15 protein-coding genes and 1 pseudogene are annotated in these 21,218 nt (G+C 36.2%); 12 read left to right on the forward strand and 4 right to left on the reverse strand.

The genetic code is table 11. The features are described from left to right. Nucleotides 1–124: 124 nt before the first annotated feature. Together TS1_RS05970 and TS1_RS05975 are read left to right on the forward strand one after the other, a co-directional pair. On the forward strand, nucleotides 125–1,144 hold the full coding sequence (locus TS1_RS05970) for an acyltransferase family protein (protein WP_068708807.1): 1,020 nt from the start codon (nucleotides 125–127) through the stop codon (nucleotides 1,142–1,144). Nucleotides 1,145–1,204: 60 nt separating this feature from the next. Continuing rightward, nucleotides 1,205–2,533 carry a C1 family peptidase gene (locus tag TS1_RS05975; protein ID WP_068708809.1) on the forward strand — a complete coding sequence of 443 codons (1,329 nt, stop codon included), beginning with the start codon at nucleotides 1,205–1,207 and terminating at the stop codon, nucleotides 2,531–2,533. Nucleotides 2,534–2,965: 432 nt separating this feature from the next. On the opposite strand, the gene TS1_RS05980 is transcribed toward TS1_RS05975, so the two are convergent. After that, entirely contained in the window at nucleotides 2,966–4,150 is a 1,185-nt protein-coding gene (locus TS1_RS05980) for an MFS transporter (protein ID WP_068708811.1), read from the reverse strand. Nucleotides 4,151–4,401: 251 nt separating this feature from the next. Between TS1_RS05980 and TS1_RS05985 the strand changes: the two genes are divergently transcribed. Continuing rightward, a complete protein-coding gene (locus TS1_RS05985) occupies nucleotides 4,402–5,796 on the forward strand; it encodes an L-cystine transporter (protein ID WP_068708813.1) in 1,395 nt (464 codons plus the stop codon). A gap of 153 nt (nucleotides 5,797–5,949) precedes the next feature. Further along, on the forward strand, nucleotides 5,950–6,687 hold the full coding sequence (locus TS1_RS05990) for an acyl-ACP thioesterase domain-containing protein (protein WP_068708883.1): 738 nt from the start codon (nucleotides 5,950–5,952) through the stop codon (nucleotides 6,685–6,687). Between the two features lie 101 nt (nucleotides 6,688–6,788). Here TS1_RS05990 and TS1_RS05995 read toward each other — a convergent pair whose 3' ends face one another. Further along, nucleotides 6,789–7,757: an asparaginase gene (locus TS1_RS05995; protein ID WP_068708815.1), complete on the reverse strand. Its 969-nt coding sequence runs from the start codon at nucleotides 7,755–7,757 to the stop codon at nucleotides 6,789–6,791. A 142-nt stretch (nucleotides 7,758–7,899) separates the two neighbouring features. On the opposite strand from TS1_RS05995, the gene TS1_RS06000 reads away from it, so the two are divergent. The 4 genes and pseudogenes from TS1_RS06000 to TS1_RS06015 all read left to right on the forward strand — a co-directional run bounded on the left by TS1_RS06000 (nucleotide 7,900) and on the right by TS1_RS06015 (nucleotide 12,324). Next, entirely contained in the window at nucleotides 7,900–8,730 is an 831-nt protein-coding gene (locus TS1_RS06000; RefSeq protein ID WP_068708817.1) for a DUF72 domain-containing protein, read from the forward strand. A 16-nt stretch (nucleotides 8,731–8,746) separates the two neighbouring features. Further along, nucleotides 8,747–9,589 (forward strand): HAD-IIB family hydrolase, encoded by an 843-nt coding sequence (locus TS1_RS06005; RefSeq protein ID WP_068708819.1) that lies wholly within the window; start codon nucleotides 8,747–8,749, stop codon nucleotides 9,587–9,589. Nucleotides 9,590–9,618: 29 nt separating this feature from the next. Next, on the forward strand, nucleotides 9,619–10,113 hold the full coding sequence (locus TS1_RS06010) for a pyrophosphohydrolase domain-containing protein (RefSeq protein WP_174519328.1): 495 nt from the start codon (nucleotides 9,619–9,621) through the stop codon (nucleotides 10,111–10,113). Between the two features lie 560 nt (nucleotides 10,114–10,673). Continuing rightward, a pseudogene (locus tag TS1_RS06015) lies at nucleotides 10,674–12,324 on the forward strand (ABC transporter substrate-binding protein). Between the two features lie 388 nt (nucleotides 12,325–12,712). On the opposite strand, the gene TS1_RS06020 reads toward TS1_RS06015, so the two are convergent. Then, complete coding sequence (locus TS1_RS06020; protein WP_068708823.1) at nucleotides 12,713–13,177, reverse strand: DUF2188 domain-containing protein; 465 nt, start codon at nucleotides 13,175–13,177, stop codon at nucleotides 12,713–12,715. A gap of 206 nt (nucleotides 13,178–13,383) precedes the next feature. On the opposite strand from TS1_RS06020, the gene TS1_RS06025 reads away from it, so the two are divergent. Then, nucleotides 13,384–15,036: a peptide ABC transporter substrate-binding protein gene (locus TS1_RS06025; protein WP_068708825.1), complete on the forward strand. Its 1,653-nt coding sequence runs from the start codon at nucleotides 13,384–13,386 to the stop codon at nucleotides 15,034–15,036. A gap of 35 nt (nucleotides 15,037–15,071) precedes the next feature. On the opposite strand, the gene TS1_RS06030 is transcribed toward TS1_RS06025, so the two are convergent. Beyond that, nucleotides 15,072–16,421 carry an aspartate kinase gene (locus TS1_RS06030; RefSeq protein ID WP_068708827.1) on the reverse strand — a complete coding sequence of 450 codons (1,350 nt, stop codon included), beginning with the start codon at nucleotides 16,419–16,421 and terminating at the stop codon, nucleotides 15,072–15,074. 303 nt (nucleotides 16,422–16,724) lie between these two features. Here TS1_RS06030 and TS1_RS06035 point away from each other — a divergent pair, with 303 nt between their 5' ends. From TS1_RS06035 to thiI, 3 genes are all read left to right on the forward strand, one after another. Continuing rightward, nucleotides 16,725–18,449, forward strand: a complete 1,725-nt coding sequence (locus TS1_RS06035; protein WP_068708829.1) for a septation ring formation regulator EzrA — start codon at nucleotides 16,725–16,727, stop codon at nucleotides 18,447–18,449. 235 nt (nucleotides 18,450–18,684) lie between these two features. Beyond that, nucleotides 18,685–19,827 carry a cysteine desulfurase family protein gene (locus TS1_RS06040; protein WP_068708831.1) on the forward strand — a complete coding sequence of 381 codons (1,143 nt, stop codon included), beginning with the start codon at nucleotides 18,685–18,687 and terminating at the stop codon, nucleotides 19,825–19,827. Between the two features lie 10 nt (nucleotides 19,828–19,837). Next, a complete protein-coding gene (thiI, locus tag TS1_RS06045; protein WP_068708833.1) occupies nucleotides 19,838–21,049 on the forward strand; it encodes a tRNA uracil 4-sulfurtransferase ThiI in 1,212 nt (403 codons plus the stop codon). Nucleotides 21,050–21,218: the final 169 nt, after the last annotated feature.

Genomic DNA, 21,218 nt, shown 5'->3' on the forward strand with positions numbered 1-21,218 from the left:
CTAAAGAGAATCGCTTAAAAAATTTGCTGTTTTTTCATAAAACTGAAATTAAATTGCAACAATTTTCAGGTATAATGCCAATAGATTACAAAATAGTTAGTAGAAAAGTTGGTGATTGCGTTACATGGTACAGAAAAAAAGAGACCCTTATTTTGACAATGCCAAATTTTTGTTAATGATTTTAGTGGTCTTCGGGCATATGATGCAGCCTTTTATTGAAAATGAGCAATGGAATCACGATTTATATTACACGATCTTTGCTTTTCATATGCCAGCTTTTATTTTCATTTCAGGTTTTTTTGCCAAGTCATTTAGTCCTGAAAAAGATCCAGTGGCGACAAATTTTCAAAAATTTATTGTACCTTATATATTTTTTCAATGGTCTTATTCGCTTTTCAATCGCTTATCAGGAGCAGAGGAAAATTTCACTTTCCAATTGGATGTCCCCAATTGGTCGCTATGGTTTTTGATCAGTTCCTTTTTCTGGCAGATTTCTTTGTATTTCTTCCGAAAAATACGTCCGTCGGCTGGAATTACGATAAGTATACTTATCAGCTTACTAGTCGGATATACCCCCTTTATTGGTCGTGAGTTGACCTTGCAGCGTACAGCCGTTTTCTTACCATTTTTTATTATTGGCTATTATTTTCCCAAAGATTTTGCCGAGCGTTTTAAAAATTTCAGATATAAAAAATTGTTTGCGCTGGGATTTGTTTTTATCTATGCTTTAGTCAATTATTTAAATGAAGTAAACAAATATATGTTTTTTGGCTCAAAACCTTATGATGATTTTTTAAACATTCCTGAATGGGGCTTTTTAGTGCGTATTGTTACCTTTACGTTGGCAATTATTGGCATGCTAGCCTTTTTTTCTTTGGTTCCAACAGGAGAAAAAAGTTATACTAAAAAAGGAAAATACACATTAATCGCTTATCTTTTACATGGTTTCTTTATTCGGGGAATGCGTGCTTTTGACTTAGAAAATATCCGTTTAGGTTTTCCGGGGTTTGTTGTTTTAGCTTTAGCTAGTATTTTACTAACAACTGTATTAGCCAGTGAGCCAGTGGGAAGAATTTATAATAAAATTGAACAGTATTTTTTAGGAAATAAGAAAAAAACAACGCCATCTAATAGTAATAGCTAGTTGTTTTTACTAAATAGTAAGAGTACAATGAAAAGATAGAGCTTTAAAGGAGATGGACAAATGGCTGAAATTAAAAAGGAATTGACAGCAAAATTTGCTGCAGATTTTAAAGAAAATAAAAAACAACAAGCAATACAAAATGCAGTTGTTAAAAATGGGATTACCAACTCAGCTGAAAATATCGTTGCACAATCAAACAATGTGCCCGTTTTTTCAATTGATTTAAAAACAGGAAGTGTCGCAAACCAAAAACAGTCTGGACGTTGCTGGATGTTTGCAGCGCTTAACACCTTTCGTCATAAAATCCTAGATCACTTTGGTCTGAAGGACTTTGAGTTATCACAAAATTATACCAATTTCTGGGATAAATATGAAAAATCCAATTATTTTTATGAAAACATTTTAGCAACAGCGGATCAAAAGGTAACAAGCCGTAAGGTATCCTTTTTATTAGAAACGCCCCAACAAGATGGTGGGCAATGGGATATGATGGTTTCACTTTTTAATAAATATGGTGTGGTACCTAAAGCAGCAATGCCAGAAAGTAGTAATTCTTCTAATTCACGTGATTTGAATAATTACTTGAATAAAAAACTGCGCAAAGATGCTGCAACATTACGTCAATTAGTTACTGATGGCGTTTCTGAAAGTGAGATTCAAAAGAAAAAAGAGGAAATGTTGCAAGAAGTTTATAATATATTAGCCATTTCCTTGGGAACACCCCCAACATCTTTTGATTTTGAATATCGCGATGAAAATAAGGAATACCATATAGATCGTGATTTAACACCTAAATCTTTCTATGATAAATATGTGGGTGTGGATTTAGATAATTATATTCCTATCATTAATGCGCCAACGGATGACAAACCTTATAATTATTCTTATACAGTAGAGATGTTAGGCAATGTTGTGGGTGGTAAACAAGTAAAATATTTGAATGTTGATATGGATACCTTCAAAAAATTAGCTGTTGCACAATTACAGCAAGGTGAATCCGTTTGGTTTGGCTGTGATGTAGGTCAATCATCAAATAGACAAAATGGCATTATGTCTATTGATACTTATGATATGAATGAACTATTTGATGTTGATTTTACTATGACAAAAGCTCAACGTTTGGATTACGGGGAAAGTTTAATGACCCACGCTATGGTACTTACAGGTGTAGACATTGTTGATGGTAAATCAACGAAATGGAAAGTAGAAAACAGCTGGGGAGATAAAGTCGGAGACAAGGGCTTTTTTGTCGCAAGCGATGCTTGGATGGACGAATACACTTACCAAATTGTGGTTAGAAAAGACTTATTAACTGACGAACAACTAGCAGCTTATGAAAAAGACCCGACCGTTTTAGATCCATGGGATCCAATGGGAGCTTTGGCATAACAACGTTTGTAGTACATTTAATTGAATAAGAGACAAAAAAGGCAAGTTTTTTAGAGGTTGTTTAAAACCTAAAAAGCTTGCCTTTTGTTTTCTCGTTATATGCGTGAAATATTTTTCGTTGTTTTGCTATTTTTGTAGTATTTATGATTATAAGGGACACTAGTCTTGCCGATTTATGTCCGTTTCGTTATTATGGGACAAAAATCTTTGTAATTAATGTCTCATGATTTCTTTCAGGGCAATAGATTACGGAAGTTATGTCTCATTTAGGCTAGAAAAGTGAATTTTAATGCTTTTTTGTCAGTTATCGGACATAGAAATCGCCCATTAATGTCTTATTTGGCGTGCCGGGCCAATAGTTTTCTTTATTTATGTCTTATAAATTAATTCTAGCCAATAGATTGCAAAAGTGATGTCCTATAAAGTTACTATCTATTTTTTATTTTGCTTTCGAAAAACACCAAAATGAAAAATGATGGCTAATGCTTGGAATAATAGAGCGGTTAAAGTAACGCCAGACCAACCAGCTACTCCCCACATCGTAGTGCCTAGAAAAGAACCAAAAGCACCGCCAATGAAATAAGAAAACATAAATACGGTGTTGTTCCGGTTGCTAACTTGTTCACCGAGGTTTTGTACGCGTGTTTGATTGGCTACTTGGCCGAATTGGTTACCGACATCTAGTAATATAATGGATAATACTAATGGGAAAATATGTGCTGCTAAAAAGTGTAAGATAATAAAACTAATCGTTTGCATTAAAAGGCCCATCCATACAATCGTTCTTTGAGCATATTGATCGGATAGTTTGCCTACGATAGGAGCTGCGAGTGCTCCAGCTAAACCAAAGATAGCTAGTATACCTGCTTCAAAAGTTCCCCAATGGTAAACAGGGCTGCTAATATAAAAAATCAGTGTCGACCAAAAAATAGAAAAGGTACCGAACATAAAGAAACCCGAGACAGCAGCTTCACGCAATACTCTTTGGCTTTTAACCAATAAAGGAATGCTTTTTAAAGAAGCCATATAAGAAAGAGTCGTATTTTTGGTTGTGTCTTTTGGCATCTTAATGGTAAGTAAGATTGTTAATAAAATGATGATTGTAGGCGCAATTAAATAGACAGAACGCCAGGGTAAAAAACTAGCAATAATACCAGAAAACGTTCTTGACAGCAAAATTCCAACTAAAAGGCCGCTTAAAAGTTTTCCCATTACTTGACCGCGTTTTTCTGGTCCTGCTAGTACGGCACCATAGGGGATAATAATTTGCGGAACGACAGAAAGTAAGCCGATGGCAAAAGCAGAAATAATAAATAGTTGAAAATTTGGCGCAAAAAAAGCTGCTAACAAAGATAAAGAAGATAAGGCAGCCATTGAAATAATGAGTCGACGTTTATTTAAAACATCTCCTAAAGGTACAATAAATAATAAACCTAAAGCATAACCTACTTGTGTTAACATAGTGACACTGCCGATTGCACTGGTATTTACTTGAAAACTTTCGGCGACCTGTGTGCCAATTGGTTGCACATAATACATGTTAGCAACAACAATTCCGCAAGTTGCTGCCAGTAAAAAAATAAATTGTTTTGTTAAATCATTGGATTGTTTTTCCACGAAAATGCCTCCTTTACTACATCCGTCATTACTATAGCATAACTTTATAAAAGCTAAAAGATAGGAACTTACTAAACAAAAGTGAAAATATTAGACATCCAGAAGACTCCTCGTTATAATGAAACCGTCACTAATGATTTTTTCACACGCGTTTTCATTAGAGTGTACTGTTGAAGAATGGTCACTAGGAACCTTTACTTCCCTTGACGGACTTGTCATTATAAACGTAGAAATATAGAGGAGGATGTTAAATGACAAATCTGCTCACTGTAATTGTTTTACTTTTATTTGTTGCAGTTTTATATGTACTTTATCGTATGCATAAAAAGCACGTTAAGTTTTCCAAAAGAGTCTTTACAGGACTTTTTGCCGGAATTTTATTTGGCGGTATTTTACAGTTAATTTTTGGAACAGAAAGTCCAGTGGTTGAACAATCGCTTGATTGGATGACTATTGTCGGGGATGGCTATGTTGCTTTCCTTCAAATGCTGATCATGCCACTGGTTTTTGTTTCCATCGTGAGTGCATTTACTCGTATGAAGGAAAGCTCTAAGATTGGAAAAATCAGTTTCTCAGTGTTAGCAACTTTATTAGGTACAGTTGCTATTGCTGCATTGATTGGTATTTCAATGGTGATGTTGTTTAATTTGGATGGCGCGCAATTTGCGCAAGGCGCTGAAGAATCCAGTCGGATCGCTGAAATTACTGAACAACAATCAGAAGTTCAAAACTTATCGATTCCCGAACAAATACTTTCCTTTATTCCAACGAACGTATTTGCTGATTTAGCGGGGAGTCGAGATACTTCTACGATTGGTGTTGTGATCTTTTCTGCTTTTGTCGGTATCGCTTATTTGGGTGTTAAACGCAAAGCACCAGAACAAGCAGATATGTTCAACCGTATTATTGAAAGTCTATATAATATCGTGATGCGTATTGTAACGCTTGTTTTACGTCTAACACCTTTTGGCGTATTTGCTTTGATGACAAATGTCTTAGCAACAAGTGACTTTGGCGCAATTGTTAACTTAGGTACATTTATTATTGCTTCTTATGTAGGTTTAATGATTGTATTACTCGTTCATAGTTTATTATTGGCTTCTGTACGAGTAAATCCATTGACTTACTTTAAAAAATCTTTCCCAGTCTTGAGCTTTGCTTTTACTTCTCGTTCAAGTGCTGGTGCGTTACCAATGAACTTACAAACTCAAACCAAGGCTTTGGGCGTAGAAGATGCAACAGCTAATTTTGCCGGTAGTTTTGGTATTTCCATTGGACAAAATGGTTGTGCTGGGCTTTATCCTGCAATGTTAGCTACTATTGTGGCACCCAATGCCGGCGTTGATATTTTTGACTGGCGTTTTATTTTGATGCTCATCTTGGTCGTAACAATCAGTTCATTTGGTGTAGCTGGTGTTGGCGGCGGTGCAACATTTGCTTCATTGATTGTATTAAGTTCAATGAATTTACCAGTTGCTATTGTGGGTCTTGTTATTTCAGTTGAACCATTGATTGATATGGCTAGAACCTTGGTAAACGTTAGTGATAGTATGGTTGCCGGTGTTGTAACAAGCGCAAGGCTCCATGATTTAGATCGCGATACATTAAATGATTCAGATCAAGTAGTTACTGAAAATGAAGCATAATCAAATAGTAAAATATCGTTCAAAGAAGAGTGCGTGTGCTCTTCTTTTTTTATTAGAAAATACAAAAAATATGAGAAAGGACAGACGAATAAAAAAGATTTTGTTATACTTATATTATTGAATTTTATTTCTTCTAAAGGAGGCTTTGCTGGCTTGGGAGCAAAATATACGAGACCGCATGAGATTACTTATTACGAATGTGATGTAAACCACACCATAAAACTTTCCACCATGATTGCCATTGTAATTAAAGTATCTGAAGAACAAAGTGATTTATTAAACCGAGGAAACGATTATATTCAATCTCTTGGTGTAACCTGGATTATTACCCAATATGAAGTTTTCGTATCCCGTTTGCCTAAAGTAAATGAAAAAGTAGAGATTACAACACAAGCGATGGAATATAATAAATATTTTTGTTATCGAAATTTTTGGATTACAACGGAATCTGGTGAAGAACTAGTACGTATTGAATCCATCTTTTCATTGATGGATTATACAACACGTAAAATTAGCAGTGTCACACAAGAGATTATTGCACCGTTTGAAAGTGAAAAGATCACTAAAATTAAGCGTCCGCCAAAAATAGAGACTTTGGAAGATCCTCAAAGCGTTCCTTACCGCGTGCGTTTTTACGATATTGATAGTAATCATCATGTTAATAATGCAGTATACTTTAACTGGTTAATTGATGGATTGGGTTACGACTTTTTGACTACTTATGAACCTAAATATATGAATGTACGTTTTGATAAGGAAGTTGAATACGGAAATCTTATTGAAAGTCAATATGAAATTGTCGATCAAGATCAGGGCAAGAAAACATTACACGCGGTCAAAATCGCAGATAAAACCTATTGCCAGGCAGAAATTAACTGGCAAGCAAGATAAAAAAGGCACACTTGTTAACAAGAAAAAGGAGCGGCCCTCAGAAGTTTGAGTTTAGTTTTAATTTTTGGGTCACTACAATCTTCTAGTTAACAGTGTGTTTTTTAATGTTGCATAAAATGGACTAATTGTTCTCTTTCTAATGGAAGATGGTTGGCAACGAGCAATTTGAGCCGAGCTTTCTGACTATTAATATTCGGACAGAAAATAACGCCCATTTTTTGTAACTGAATACCACCCCCAGCATAATCATAGACTGGCTCGGCAATACCATTAAAGCAGCGGGAAACCAAAACTACTGGAATGTGCGCGGCCAACATTTTTTGTAGGGGCTTGATATTTTCTGGCGGTAAGTTACCTGCGCCTAAAGCTTCGATAACTAAGCCATCTAAAGAGGTATGTGTCAATCCTTCTAGCAGTTCACCATTCATGCCGGCATAGGCTTTTAAAATTGGAATGAATCCAGAAATAGAATCGACATCTGCGTATTGTGTGTTCAATGTTTTTTGCAAAAATAAAATTTCATTTTTATTAACCATCCCCACAGGACCGATAGAAGGAGTACGGAAAGTCGCTACATTTGTGGTGTGAGTTTTGGTTACATATCGTGCTGCATGAATTTCATCATTCATTACTACAAGTACCCCCTGCCTCTTAGCATCAGGGCAAGCGGCGACTCGAATAGCACTGGCAAAATTATATAAACCGTCGCTGCCTAGTTCATTACTAGAACGCATTGCACCGGTAAGAACAATAGGCAATAAATGACCGATAGTGATGTCTAAAAAATAAGCGGTTTCTTCTAGAGTGTCGGTTCCATGGGTGATAACAACACTATCGATTCCCTTTTCATAAGCTTTTTGAATACGATTTTTAATTTTTAGCATATGGTCGGGGGTAATATGAGGGCTTGGTAAGTTAAAAATGTCTTCCACGATTAAATCTGCATCCTCTGGTAAAGTAATAGGGGCATTTAATAACGGGTTTTGTGTATCAGGACTCACACTACCAGTGAGTTGATTTTCTTTCATAGCAATTGTACCGCCAGTATGTAAAACAAGAATTTGTTTCATTGATCTCGACCTTTCTTTTTTGCTGGTTTAACAATTCTATCGTAAAAGCTGTGGAAAGAAAACACCGTCCTTTAGATTTTGTTGCGTCATCTAATTTTTCTCTTTATAATAGTGCTAACTTTAAAATAAAGAAGGAAATAAAATGATTGCTATTGGATGTACAAGTTTTAAAGAACATACGTATTTAACAGGTAAAAAAGAAACCAGCTTGTTTGAATATGCTGCTTCATTTCCACTGGTAGAGATGGACACCAGTTTTTATGCTATTCCAAAACTAGATTATGTGAAAGGTTGGTTAAATCAGGTGCCAGCGTCCTTTCAATTTATTATGAAGCTCCCAAAGGTTTTTACTATGCACGAAGAACTTACAGGAGAAAATACACTGAGTGAACTTGCTGAGCAGTTTTTAAAAAGTTTACGGCCCATGATTGACACTGGCCATTTGTTTTGTCTATTGGCTCAATTTCCGCCTTTTTTTGATTGTAAACGAGAAAATGTAGATTATTTAAGAAAATTACGTCAGTTGTTTCCCGCTACGCCAATTGCCGTTGAACTTCGTAATAATACTTGGTATGATGCCGGTCTGCTTAAACAGACAAGAGCTTTTATGAAAGAACAGGGATTTTCATTGGTCATTGTGGATGAACCTAAAAAGCTGACTACTACTATTCCTTTAGATGAATACGTAACAAACCCAGATTTTGTCTTTCTGCGTTTTCATGGACGAAATGATGTAGGGTGGAACGCTACAGGACCTGATGCCAAACGTTTACGCACGAATTATCGTTATAATAAAGAAGAATTAGAAAATCTCCGTGATATTGTTACTAAGGTGAAAAAACAAAGTGAAAATATTTCTGTTATTTTTAACAATAATGCAGGAGGAGATGCGGCAGAAAACGCTCTGCAGTTTAAGGATTTATTGCAATTGGATTTTGAGAATTTAAATCCAAGTCAGTTAGACTTATTTTAAAAAGTTGGTGAATGAAATGATAAAGGCCGTATTTTTTGATATTGACGGTACACTTTTAAATAGTAAAGGAAAGATTACTAAAAACACGAAAAAAGCTATTCGTACTCTTCACAAGAAGGGGATTGTTTGCGGAGTTTCTACCGCTCGTACGCCGTCAAGTATTGCTCATATCTTGAAAGATCTGCCTTTTGATTTATTCATCGCATATAATGGGCAGTTGGTTTACACCAAGAAACAGATCATTTATGCGCGCCCTTTTGAGCCAGAAGTTTTAGCTGAAATTATCGACTATGCCGATCGTCATTTTCGGCAAATGATTTTATGCGGAAAAAAGCGGTCTATCGGTAGTTGGACGATGCGATTCGGGCAGTCACGATTATCACTACGCCTTTTACGTTTTATTCCTGCCAAGTTTCCTATACGTAAAATGAAATTATTTTTGCAAAAATATAGCCCAAACCGTCGCAAAAAACGCTATGCCAATCTTGCCAACTTACAAGAGCCCATTTACCAGTGTGTAATGCTCAGTGCGGAATATGAGACAGAAAAGTTGGTAGCTGCACTGCCGCATTGTGATTTGAAACGTTCCAACCCTTATTCAGTGGATATAGTTCCTAAAGACAGCTCAAAAGTGATAGGACTTAAATCTTTAGTCCATCATTTAGATATTCAATTAAATGAAACTATGGTTTTTGGCGATCATTTAAATGATAATGAGATTATCCAAGGTGCAGGCGTGGGTGTTGCTATGGGAAATGCACCGAAAGAAACCAAACAGTTGGCTGATTATGTGACTAAAACAAATGATCAAGAGGGTATTGTCGTTGCTTTGCGTGACTTTCAATTAATAAATGAATAGGAAGGAAGATTTTTTTGGAACCATTTGAAATGGCAAAAGAATTTCATAAGACATTTAATCCGCAACAACCTGATAAACCGACAGCTTTTACTAAAACAAAAGCACTGCATCGAGCGGGTTTTAAAGTAGAAGAACTTGTTGAATTATTATATGCAGCTAGTTCTGAAGATGAGGAAGAATTTTTGCAGCTAGTAGATAAATTGCATGAAGCAATGGAAGAAGCTAAAGAAAAGGTTCTGAGTAAGTCGTCTGCTAAAGAGGTTGAGCCATTAGTCGCTCAAGTTGATGCTTTGGCAGATCTTTTGTATTTTACTTACGGTTCTTTTGTGTTATTAGGCGTAGATCCCAAACCAATAATGGAGATTGTTCATCGAGCGAATATGGGAAAATTGTTTCCTGATGGAAAACCGCATTATGACCCAAAAACAAATAAAGTGTTGAAACCAGCTAATTGGGAGAAAGACTTTGCACCAGAAGCAAAAATTAAAGAGGAATTGTTGCGACAAACGAAAAATAGTAAATAAAAGAGCGGCTACTCATAAGAGGAAAGAGTTTCTTTAATTAGATTTGCTGAAAATTATGAAGAAAGTACACTAGTTTAAAAGTATTGCTTTAAATGCAGAAAAAGCGTACAGAAAGGCTAAAATAGTATGGAAACATACAAATAGCACCTAAAAATCAAGTTGGCATGATTCTATTGTATGGTAAATTAAGCAAACTGCTACATAAGTAAAAATAAGACAAAAATATCTGAACTATAAAGAGATTTTCCCTGTGATCCAGCAGGAATTGGTCGTAAATTCGACACGACTAGTCAATCAAAATCGAATATAGCTCGGATATTTTATTACCCAAAGAATTTATGTTATAGCCCCACTGTTAATAAATAGAAATCCTATGATTTATTAACAATGGGGTTATAGTATTTTTGTAATTGTTTATTTTGCTTTTAAACTTTAATTTAAATTGTTAGATAAATCAGAAAATAGAAAACATTTTGGAAAATAAATTGAAAAATAATGTTAGTTTTTGTACAATATTAGTCATATCAACAAACTTAGGTTATATAAGAAAGGATGTTTAAATGAAAAGGAAAAAGTTATTTGGGGTTGTGATGGTTAGTGCTCTACTATTAAGCGCTTGTACTACAGGCGATAAAGCAAAAAGTGGTGAGAAAGAAGAAAATGATGAACAAGAATTTAATTTGTCGATCGTACAAGAAATGCCTTCAGCTGATTTATCATTAGCAATGGATACAATTAGTTTTACAGCGCTTAATAATGTTTATGAAGGAATTTATCGTTTAGATGAAAATAATGATCCACAACCAGCTGCAGCAGCTGAAATGGCTGAAGTTTCAGAAGATGGATTGACTTACAATATAAAACTTACTTAGAGAAGACGCCAAATGGTCTAATGGCGATCCAGTGACAGCCGATGACTATGTTTATGGTTGGCAACGGACGGTAGACCCAGAAACTGCCTCGGAATACGCCTATCTTTATGGCTATGTTGAGAACGGAGATGAGATCATTGAAGGGGACAAAGAACCCTCAGAGTTGGGAATTAAGGCAATAAATGATTATGAATTGGAAATCCAATTGGATAACCCAACGCCATTTTTTGATAATCTGTTAGCGCTCCCTTCCTTATTTCCTCAACCGCAGGATGTAGCAGAAGAAAAAGGGGAAAACTACGCAAAAACGGGCGACGATTCCGTTTATAATGGACCATTTACCTTAACCGAATTTGAAGGAGCTGGTTCAGATACTGAGTGGAGTTATACAGCAAATGAGGAGTACTGGGATAAAGATAATGTAGATTTAGATAAAATAAATGTTTCAGTCGTTAAAGAATCTTCAACAGGTTTGAATTTATTTAATGATGGACAAACAGATGATGTTGTCCTTACTGGGGAGTTAGCGCAACAAAATGTAAATGATCCAGAATATCAATCGATTAAAAGTGCGCGCACCACTTATGTTGAAGTAAACCAGGAAGATGAAAATTCTCCATTTAAAAATAAAGACCTTCGTTTAGCTTTGTCTTATGCTATAGACCGTGAGTCTTTAGTAGATCAAGTATTAGGCGATGGTTCAGAACCTTCTACTAATTTATTACCGCAAGAGACTGGAAAAGATCCAAATACTGATAAAGATTTTACAGAAGTTTCGGAGTCTACACTTGAATATAACCCAGAAAAAGCACAAGAACATTGGGAAAAAGCAAAGGATGAATTAGGGATTGATTCATTAGAATTTGACTTGTTAGCTGAAGATACAGATTCTACAAAAAGAGTCGGAGAATATATTCAAGGAGCTTGGGAAGAACTAGAAGGTATGAAGGTTAACTCAACTACAGTCCCCTTTACTGCTCGTATTGATCGTTCTACTGAAGGCGATTTTGACGCTGTTGTTGGCGGTTGGGGCGCTGAATATGCAGACCCTAGCACTTTCATTGATCTGTTTGAATCTGGGAGTGCCTATAACTTTGGCAAATGGAAGAATGATGAATATGATAAATTGGTTGAGGCTTCATCAACAACACACGTAAATGAACCTGAAGAACGTTTTCAAGATTTAATCGAAGCTGAAAAGGTCATTAACGAGGAAATGGGAGTTATTCCAGTTTATCAAAAAGCAGAAGGACACATGGTATCTGACAATGTGAAGGGGATTGTATCTCATAGTGCAGGTCCTAAGTATGACTATAAATGGGTTTCAGTAAAAAAATAAGAAAGAACGCAAAGTAATTTCTTTTGATGGTAAAATATTCGAACTACAGAAAGTTTTTTGGGGCTACTCGTCATAATTTAACGATAATCGGCAAATTTTATCAACTACAGTTCGGGTATTTTTGTCTTATTTTTACCTTGTAACCAATAGTTTATTTGTTTGGTTATGATGGAGTCAAATTTAGTACGTAGTTTCTGCAATTTTATGTGCTAATTTGCTAAAAAACTTTAAGAGGACATTTTGAAAATTTATTAGCCGTGTAAGTTAGCTTAAAAGAGGAAATAGCACGTGAAAGCTAAATAGTATAATTCCGTTGTATAGTAAATTAAAATTGAAAAACTTCTCCTGATTTAATACCAGGAGAAGTTTTTGCTAGTAAATGGAAATACTATGATTTATTCTCGGAATAATCGTACGATTCTTGTAATTCACCGTTTTGTTTATAAATATCGACTTTCGTTCCTTTGTTTTTTGCCACATATTTCGCACGATCCACTGCCTCATCTTTTGTATCGTACGTTTCACTTGGTTTTTTTGCGCCTTTTGAAATAACTTCCCATTGGTTATCCTCATTGTATTTGACCTCAACGTCTGCGTCTAACAATTTTCCACTTCGTTTAGATCCGCCATGCTGGTCGCTTTTTTGAGGGGACTTTGCTTTTTTAAAGGACTCTTTTTCTTCTGGACTTGCATTATCATACCATTTCTGTGCTTGTTCTGTTGCAATTGGAATCGCACGGCCTTCTGGATAACCATCTTGTAGTAAAGCGTTTGCCATATCAATTGCTTTTTTACGTACCAATTTGTCCAAACTTTTCATTGATGCTGGATAATCATTCATGTCCCAAGCCATTTGACATCCTCCCTTTCTTAATGACAATTATACGCGATTATTTTTATTTTTAAAAGAATACGCTTATCTGATAATTAATGGATGAATTTTTAGATAAATTAGAAAATAAAATAATTTCTGAAAAATAGATTGCAAAACGATTAGAATTTATGTACAATATTACTCATATTAAATAAGTGAAACTTATAGCATGAAGGGATGATTGAATGAAAAAGGGGAAATTAGCAGGGCTCATTTTTGTTAGCGTTGCTTTATTAGCAGCTTGTAGTACGGGAGATACAACAGATAGTGGCGAGGGTGGAAGTAATGGAGGTAGTGGTGAACAAGAATTTAATTTATCTGTCGTACAAGAAATGCCTTCAGCTGATTTATCATTAGCTACAGATACAGTTAGTTTCACAGCTCTTAATAATGTTTATGAAGGAATTTATCGTTTAGATAAAAATGATGAACCACAACCAGCTGGAGCTGCTGAAATGGCTGAAGTCTCAGATGATGGTTTGACTTATAAAATAAAACTTAGAGAAGATGCGAAATGGTCCAATGGAGACCCAGTAACCGCAGAGGATTATGTTTATGGCTGGCAACGGACCGCAGATCCAGCAACTGGAGCAGAGTATGCTTACCTTTATGGTTATGTCGAAAACGGCAATGATATTATTGAAGGAGATAAGGAACCATCTGAATTAGGAATTGAAGCTGTAGATGATTATGAATTGGAAGTTCGATTAGATACGCCAACTCCTTTTTTTGACTATTTATTAGCTTTTCCTTCTTTCTTTCCTCAACCACAAGATGTAGTAGAAGAAAAGGGAGAAGATTACGCGAAAACGGATGAGGATTCCGTTTATAATGGACCATTTACTTTAACTGAATTTGAAGGCTCTGGTTCAGATACTGAATGGAGTTATACAGCCAATGAAGAATATTGGGACCAAGATAACGTGAATTTAGACAAAATTAATGTTTCAGTAGTAAAAGAAGCGACGACTGGGTTAAATCTATTTAATGATGGACAAACAGATGATGTCGTTCTTACAGGAGAATTAGCTCAGCAAAACGCAGATAATCCGGAATATCAATCAATAAAAGAATCACGGACAAGTTATATTGAACTGAACGAAGAAGATGAAGATTCCCCATTTAGAAATAAAAATCTTCGTTTGGCTCTATCTTATGCGTTAGACCGGGAATCTATTGTAAATCAAGTTTTAGGAGATGGTTCGATCGCTTCTACTAATTTGGTACCTGAAGGAACGGGGACAGACCCAGAATCAGGAGAAGATTTTACTGAAGTTTCAGATTCTACGCTTGAATATGATGTAGATAAAGCAAAAGAATACTGGGAAAAAGCAAAAGATGAGTTAGGTGTTGATTCCTTAGAAGTTGATTTATTGTCCGATGACCAGGATGGTGCAAAACAAGTAGCAGAATATGTCCAAGGCGCTTGGGGCGAGTTAGATGGCTTAACGGTGACTACAACGACAGTACCGTTTAGTGTTCGGCTTGATCGTGGTACTGAAGGCGATTTTGAAGCTCTTCTTGGTGGTTGGGGTGCTGATTATGCGGATCCTAGCAGTTTTACTGATTTATTCCAAACAGGAAATTCATATAACCACGGTAGTTGGAGCAATGATGAATATGATAAATTAGTAAAAGAAGCGGCAACCACGCATGCCAATGAACCTGAAGAACGTTTCCAAGACTTACTAGACGCAGAACACATTTTAAATGAAGAGATGGGTGTGATTCCAGTCTATCAGAAAGCTGAAGGTCATTTAATTTCTGATAACGTCAAAGGAATTGTTTCTCACGGTGCAGGGGCTAAATACGATTATAAATGGGTGACAATTGAATAATAAAAGAAACCGACTGGCAACCCCAGTCGGCTTTTTCATTCAAAGAAAGTATAGTATAACGTTCGAATAGCATCTTGTTCGCGGTCTTGATGAATCCCAAATGTGATACTGACTTCAGAAGCACCTTGACTGATCATTTCGATATTGATTTTTTTTCTAGCTAATGCTGCTGTACTTTCTGCCATACTGCCGACTCTTTGTCTCATTCCTTCCCCGACAATCATGACCATAGAAAGATTATGGATAATCTGAAGCTCATCTGGATCGATAACATAAGCGATTTTTCGCAGTAACTCTTCTTCTAATTGAGGATTTAACTGATTAGAACGTAAAATAATGGAGATATCATCAATTCCTGAAGGCATATGCTCATAATTTAAATTGAATTCTTTAAAAATTTCTAGAACTCTTAGCGTAAAACCAACTTCACGGTTCATCAAGTATTTATTGAGATAAATCATACTAAAACCACTATCACTTGCGATGCCAACTACTGCCTGTTCTTTATTTTCCCGTTCATTAGTAATTAAAGTTCCGGGATGGTTAGGATTATTAGTATTTTTAATGACAACTGGGATTTTAGCACGATAAGAGGGCATTAACGCTTCATCATGAAAAACAGAAAAACCACCGTAAGATAATTCCCGCATTTCTCGATATGTGATTTTGCGGATAGGCTCGGGATGATGGATATAACCCGGATGAGCAGCAGAAATACCGTCGACATCAGTAAAGTTTTCATATAAATCAACATTCATTGCCGCTGCAATGATCGCACCTGTAATATCCGAACCTCCACGTGAAAAAGTACAAATCTCGCCTTTTTCAGTATAGCCAAAAAATCCCGGAATGATTAAAACTTCTGGACTATTACGAAAACGATGGATTAGTTTATAAGACATCATTAAAATGCGTGCATTTAAAGGTTCATCGGTAACAATAATACCTAGCTCTTGAGGATCAATATAGCGAGCATTGATTCCTTCAGCTTGTAAAACACCTGCAACCAGTTTGGCGTTATTATTTTCCCCATTGGATAAAATCTCATCAAAAAAATGCGGGTTATTTTTCATGGGAAGTTCTTTTAAATTTTCCAATGATCGGTAAATTTGATTTAGAATGTTTTCTTCAATTTGGAAATCCTTGCCGATTTCTTCATAGCGTTTATAAATTGTGGTAATAATTTCATCCGTTGCTTCATGTTTTAATCGTTTTTGATAGAATTCAATCAGCAAATCTGTTACCTTTTTATCTGTTGCAAATCGTTTTCCAGGAGCAGAAACGACGATAAAACGTCGTGTATTATCTGATTGGATAATTTCTGTTACTTTTTTTAATTGTGTTGAATTTGCCAGTGAACTACCGCCAAATTTTGTTGTTTTCATGTGTTATCTCCGCCCGTCTAATTCAAAAACTTTTTTAATAGCGTACCTGTAATTGGATGATAAATCAAGTAGTGTAATAGGTATATGACAAAAAAAGAGAGAAATAATTGAAAAAGTTGCCATAATGAAGTATTATTTTTTTAAGGGTTCATAGTGATTGACGACTGTCTTTATGCTATAATTAAGGCTAGATGTCTTTATTTAGAAAAGACTGTATCTCTATGGGATTTAGTGTTCAAGTAAATAAAATCATCTGTCCTTTATTACAGGTTGATGAAAGGGATCAAAAATGGAGGCAGCTAAATGGGAAGTAATCTGATCTTGGGAATCGTGATAGCAATTATAGTGATTGCAGCGATCATTTATGGTATTGGCTTTTTTATACGCCGGAAAAATCAGGAGAAATTAAAAGCCTTAGAAGACCGGAAAAAAGCTTTATTTGATTTGCCAATCAATGAGGATATAGAGGCAATCAAAAAAATGCATCTAGTAGGTCAAAGCCAAAGTTCCTTTAAAGAATGGAATCAAAAATGGGAGAAACTTTCTACAGATGAGTTTGCTGAATTGGAAAGCCAAATTTTTGAAATTGAAAATTTAAATGAAGCTTTTCGTTTTGTTAAAGCAAAAGCAGCAGTAGAAAAAGCCCAGAAAACCATGGATCGCATGGAAAAGGAAATTGGCACGGTGCGTCAAGGTTTTAAAGAATTACGAGAAAGCGAAGAGCGTAATTCGCTAAAAGTTCAGCAAGCTTTAGACGTTTATGAAGAAATGAAAAAAGCTTTAAGAGAACGAGCTGACCAGTTCGGACCGGCTTTTGCTGAAGTCCAAAAGCAAGTAAAAAATGTGGAGAATGAATTCACGCAGTTTGTTACATTGAATACTTCAGGGGATCCGGTAGAAGCTCATGACGTACTAGAATCTGCTGAAAAACATACTTTTGAATTAGAAGAACTGATGAAAAAAATTCCTGATGAATATGAAAAGCTGAATGAGACATTTCCTGAACAATTAGAAGAAATTGAAGAAGGCTATCAGCAATTAATGGATCAAGAGTATGTACTTCCTGTAGAAAATTTTGCGGAAAATATCCAGCATGTAAAACATCGAGTGACAAATGGCTTGGAAGACTTAGAAAAAGTTGAAATTACAGCTGTAGCGGAAGCAAATGAAGAAACAGCGCAGGAAATTGATCAATTGTACGATGTGATGGAACGTGAAATCGACGCTAAACGTTATGTCGTAAAAAATCGCAAAGCCATTGCGGACTATATTCAACACGCTACTGATAACAATCGTCAGCTACTAATCGAGCTTGATCACACATCGCAGACTTACACTTTGAATCATAACGAATTAGGTCGAGTACGAGGTTTTCAAACAGAAATCGAAGAAGTTGCTCGTCGTAATGATTCTGTTGATCCAAAATTAGAAGCTCATGAAATTCCTTATTCTAAAGCGCAAAGTTTTTATAAAGAGGCTTATAAGATTTTGGACGAAATCGAAAGTGAGCAAGTGGAAATTGATCAGGCAATGCGTGATTTACGTAAAGAGGAAAATGAGGCACAGAAACAAGCGGAAGACCTTGAATTTAAATTACGCAATTTAAAGCGGTTTGTTGAAAAGCAACGTTTGCCGGGCTTGCCTAGTGATTATTTAGATTTTTTCTATGGAGTAACGGATCGATTAGAAGAACTCGATGATTCACTGAACAAAATTCGTGTCGATATGGATCAAGTCAACGAAATGGTAGTTATTTGTAAGGAAGATTTAAATCTATTAACGGAAAAAACGCATGATATGATCGATGAAGCAGCCTTGACGGAACAAATGCTGCAACATGCCAATCGTTACCGTCATTCACATACTGAAGTAAGAGCTTCGATTGAACGGGCGCTTGATTTATTTAATTACGAATACCGCTATAAGGATGCATTAGATGAAATTGGAACAGCTTTAGAGCGAGTAGAGCCGGGTGCCTTTAAGCGGATTGAAGACTTTTACTATGAAAATCGAAAAGAATTTGTTTAAAAAGCTGTGTTTGAACTTTTTTAAGTTCATTCCAGCTTTTTTGCTGTGAATCACTACGATTCAGCGACCAAAGGGAGCTGAGAGTAGCTGATGAACAGTACTAGGGCGAGCGAAAGCGAGGCGTAGTGTCCTTTACTTCGAATCAGACGAATAGTAGTAGCAATCATCGAACTTGAAACTAATTACAGTTCTGGATATAATGAAACAGTATTTTTAAAGAGAGGATCTTATATAGATGATCTATTTTGATAATAGTGCAACAACAGCAATTTTTCCACAAAGTTTAGATACATATAAAAAAACGAGTCAGCGTGTCTTTGGTAATCCTTCAAGTTTACACTTTCTTGGTGCACAAGCCAACCGCTTACTAACTCAAGCTAGAAAACAAATTGCAGATTCATTGCAAGTATCAGCAGAAGAAATTGTTTTTACCAGCGGAGGTACTGAAGGAGACAATTGGGTATTAAAAGGGACGGCCTTTGAAAAAAAAGAGTACGGCAAGCATCTGATTATTTCAAGCATTGAACATCCGGCTGTGAAAAAAACAGCTGAACAGTTGGCAAGTTTTGGTTTTGAAATTGACCAAGTGCCGGTAACAAAAGAAGGATTTGTAGATGTAGACCAACTTGCTGGACTTATTAGAGAAGATACGATTTTAGTTTCTATCATGGCTGTGAATAACGAAATAGGAACCATCCAACCTATTCAGAAAATCAGTAAGTTGTTAGAAAGATTTCCTAAGATACATTTCCATGTAGACGCTGTTCAAGCGATTGCTAAAGTGGATATAGAAAAATGGTTAACGCCTCGTGTGGACTTTGCCGCTTTTTCCGCCCATAAATTTCATGGTCCTCGCGGGATAGGGTTTATCTATTGGAAAAAAGGACGTCGTATCCAGCCGCTTTTGACAGGAGGCGGTCAAGAAAAGGGACAAAGAAGCGGGACAGAAAATGTACCCGCTATTGTTGCGATGGCGAAAGCACTACGAATAGCTATTGAGAAAAAAGAACAACGTCCCGAACATCTAGATAATTTAAAAGCTGCGCTTGTAAGTGGGCTTAGTGCCTTTGATAAAGTAACCATATTTTCTCCTAGTGAAAATGATGCACCGCATATTTTATGTATTGCACTAAAGGGAATTCGCGGTGAAGTACTAGTGCATGCATTGGAAGAAAAAGAAATTATTACGTCAACAACCAGTGCTTGTTCGAGCAAGAAAAATACGGAATCAAGTACGCTTGCAGCTATGAATGTTCCTAGTTCATTAGCCACTTGTGCAATCCGAATTAGTTTAGATGAAAGTAACACAATGGCAGAAGTTGAACAGTTTATGATTGTATTTGAGCAATTGTACCAACGTTTTTCAAAAATTAATTAGAGGTGTTTTTGTGAAATATTCTGAAATCATGGTTCGCTATGGCGAGCTATCGACCAAAGGGAAAAATCGAGGCTCGTTTATCATGCGGCTTGCAGCAAATGTCCGCCAAGCGCTCGTTGATTTTTCGAATGTAAAAATTCATGCGGATCGCGATCGCATGCACTTAGTTTTAAATGGCGAAGATAGTGACTTGATTATTCCTAAGTTGCAAAAGGTTTTTGGTATCCAAAATTTTTCTCCAAGTATCCGTGTAGCAAAAGATATTGGAGAGATTAAAAGATGTGCTAGAGAAATGGTCAGTGAAATTTACACTGGAGAAGAGACCTTTAAAGTAACGGCTAAACGTAGCGATCATACATTTGAACAGACGAGTAATGAATTGAATGTCACAGTAGCTGATGCCGTTATTGAACAGTTTCCGGACATTAAAGTGCAGATGAAAAAGCCGGATATTAACTTGCGGGTAGAAATTCGTAGCAATGGCGCTTTCTTATCTTACAAAACGATTTCCGGAGCAACCGGTTTGCCTGTTGGTACAAGCGGGAAGGGAATGTTGATGCTTTCAGGTGGAATTGATTCCCCCGTTGCAGGTTTTATGGCAATGAAGCGCGGCGTAGAAATTGAGGCAGTCCATTTTGCCAGTCCACCTTATACCAGCGAACAAGCCTTGCAAAAAGCAAAAGATTTAACAGCAAAACTTGCGCCGTATGTAGGACAAATCCAATTTATTGAAGTTCCTTTTACTGAAGTGCAAGAAGAAATCAAAAATCATGTACCTCAAGGTTACTGGATGACTTTAACTCGTCGGATGATGTTGCGACTAACAGATGAAATCCGGCAGCTACGTCGTGGCTTGGTTATTTTAAATGGAGAATCTTTGGGCCAAGTAGCTTCTCAAACGCTACAAAGCATGGTAGCTATTAATGAAGTAACGAATACGCCAATTATCCGTCCAGTTGCGACAATGGATAAGTTAGAGATTATTGATACTGCGCAAAAAATCGATACTTTTGATTTGTCCATCCAACCTTTTGAAGATTGCTGTACAATTTTTGCGCCACCACAACCTAAAACAAAACCACATTTGGATAAAGTAAAACAATACGAAGAAAGGCTTGATATTGATGGTTTAGTACAGCGTGCTCTAGAAAATATCAAAATCGAAAAAATTGTCCCATCAAGTGCGCAAGAGCAAGAAGATGAATTTGCTGAATTATTGTAAAAAGGACCTAGCGATAAGGAAAACTAGAGCGAGACGGGTGAAGTTACTCTAAAATAGTAATAAATAGAGACAAAAAGCGGCTCATGTAAAAAATGGGCTGCTTTTTCTGTGAAACTATTATAAATAGCAGACTGTCAATGAGACCCGGATACAGTGTAGTGCTTAGCTC

Source organism: Tetragenococcus solitarius NBRC 100494 (assembly GCF_001544195.1).
GTDB lineage: Bacteria > Bacillota > Bacilli > Lactobacillales > Enterococcaceae > Tetragenococcus > Tetragenococcus solitarius.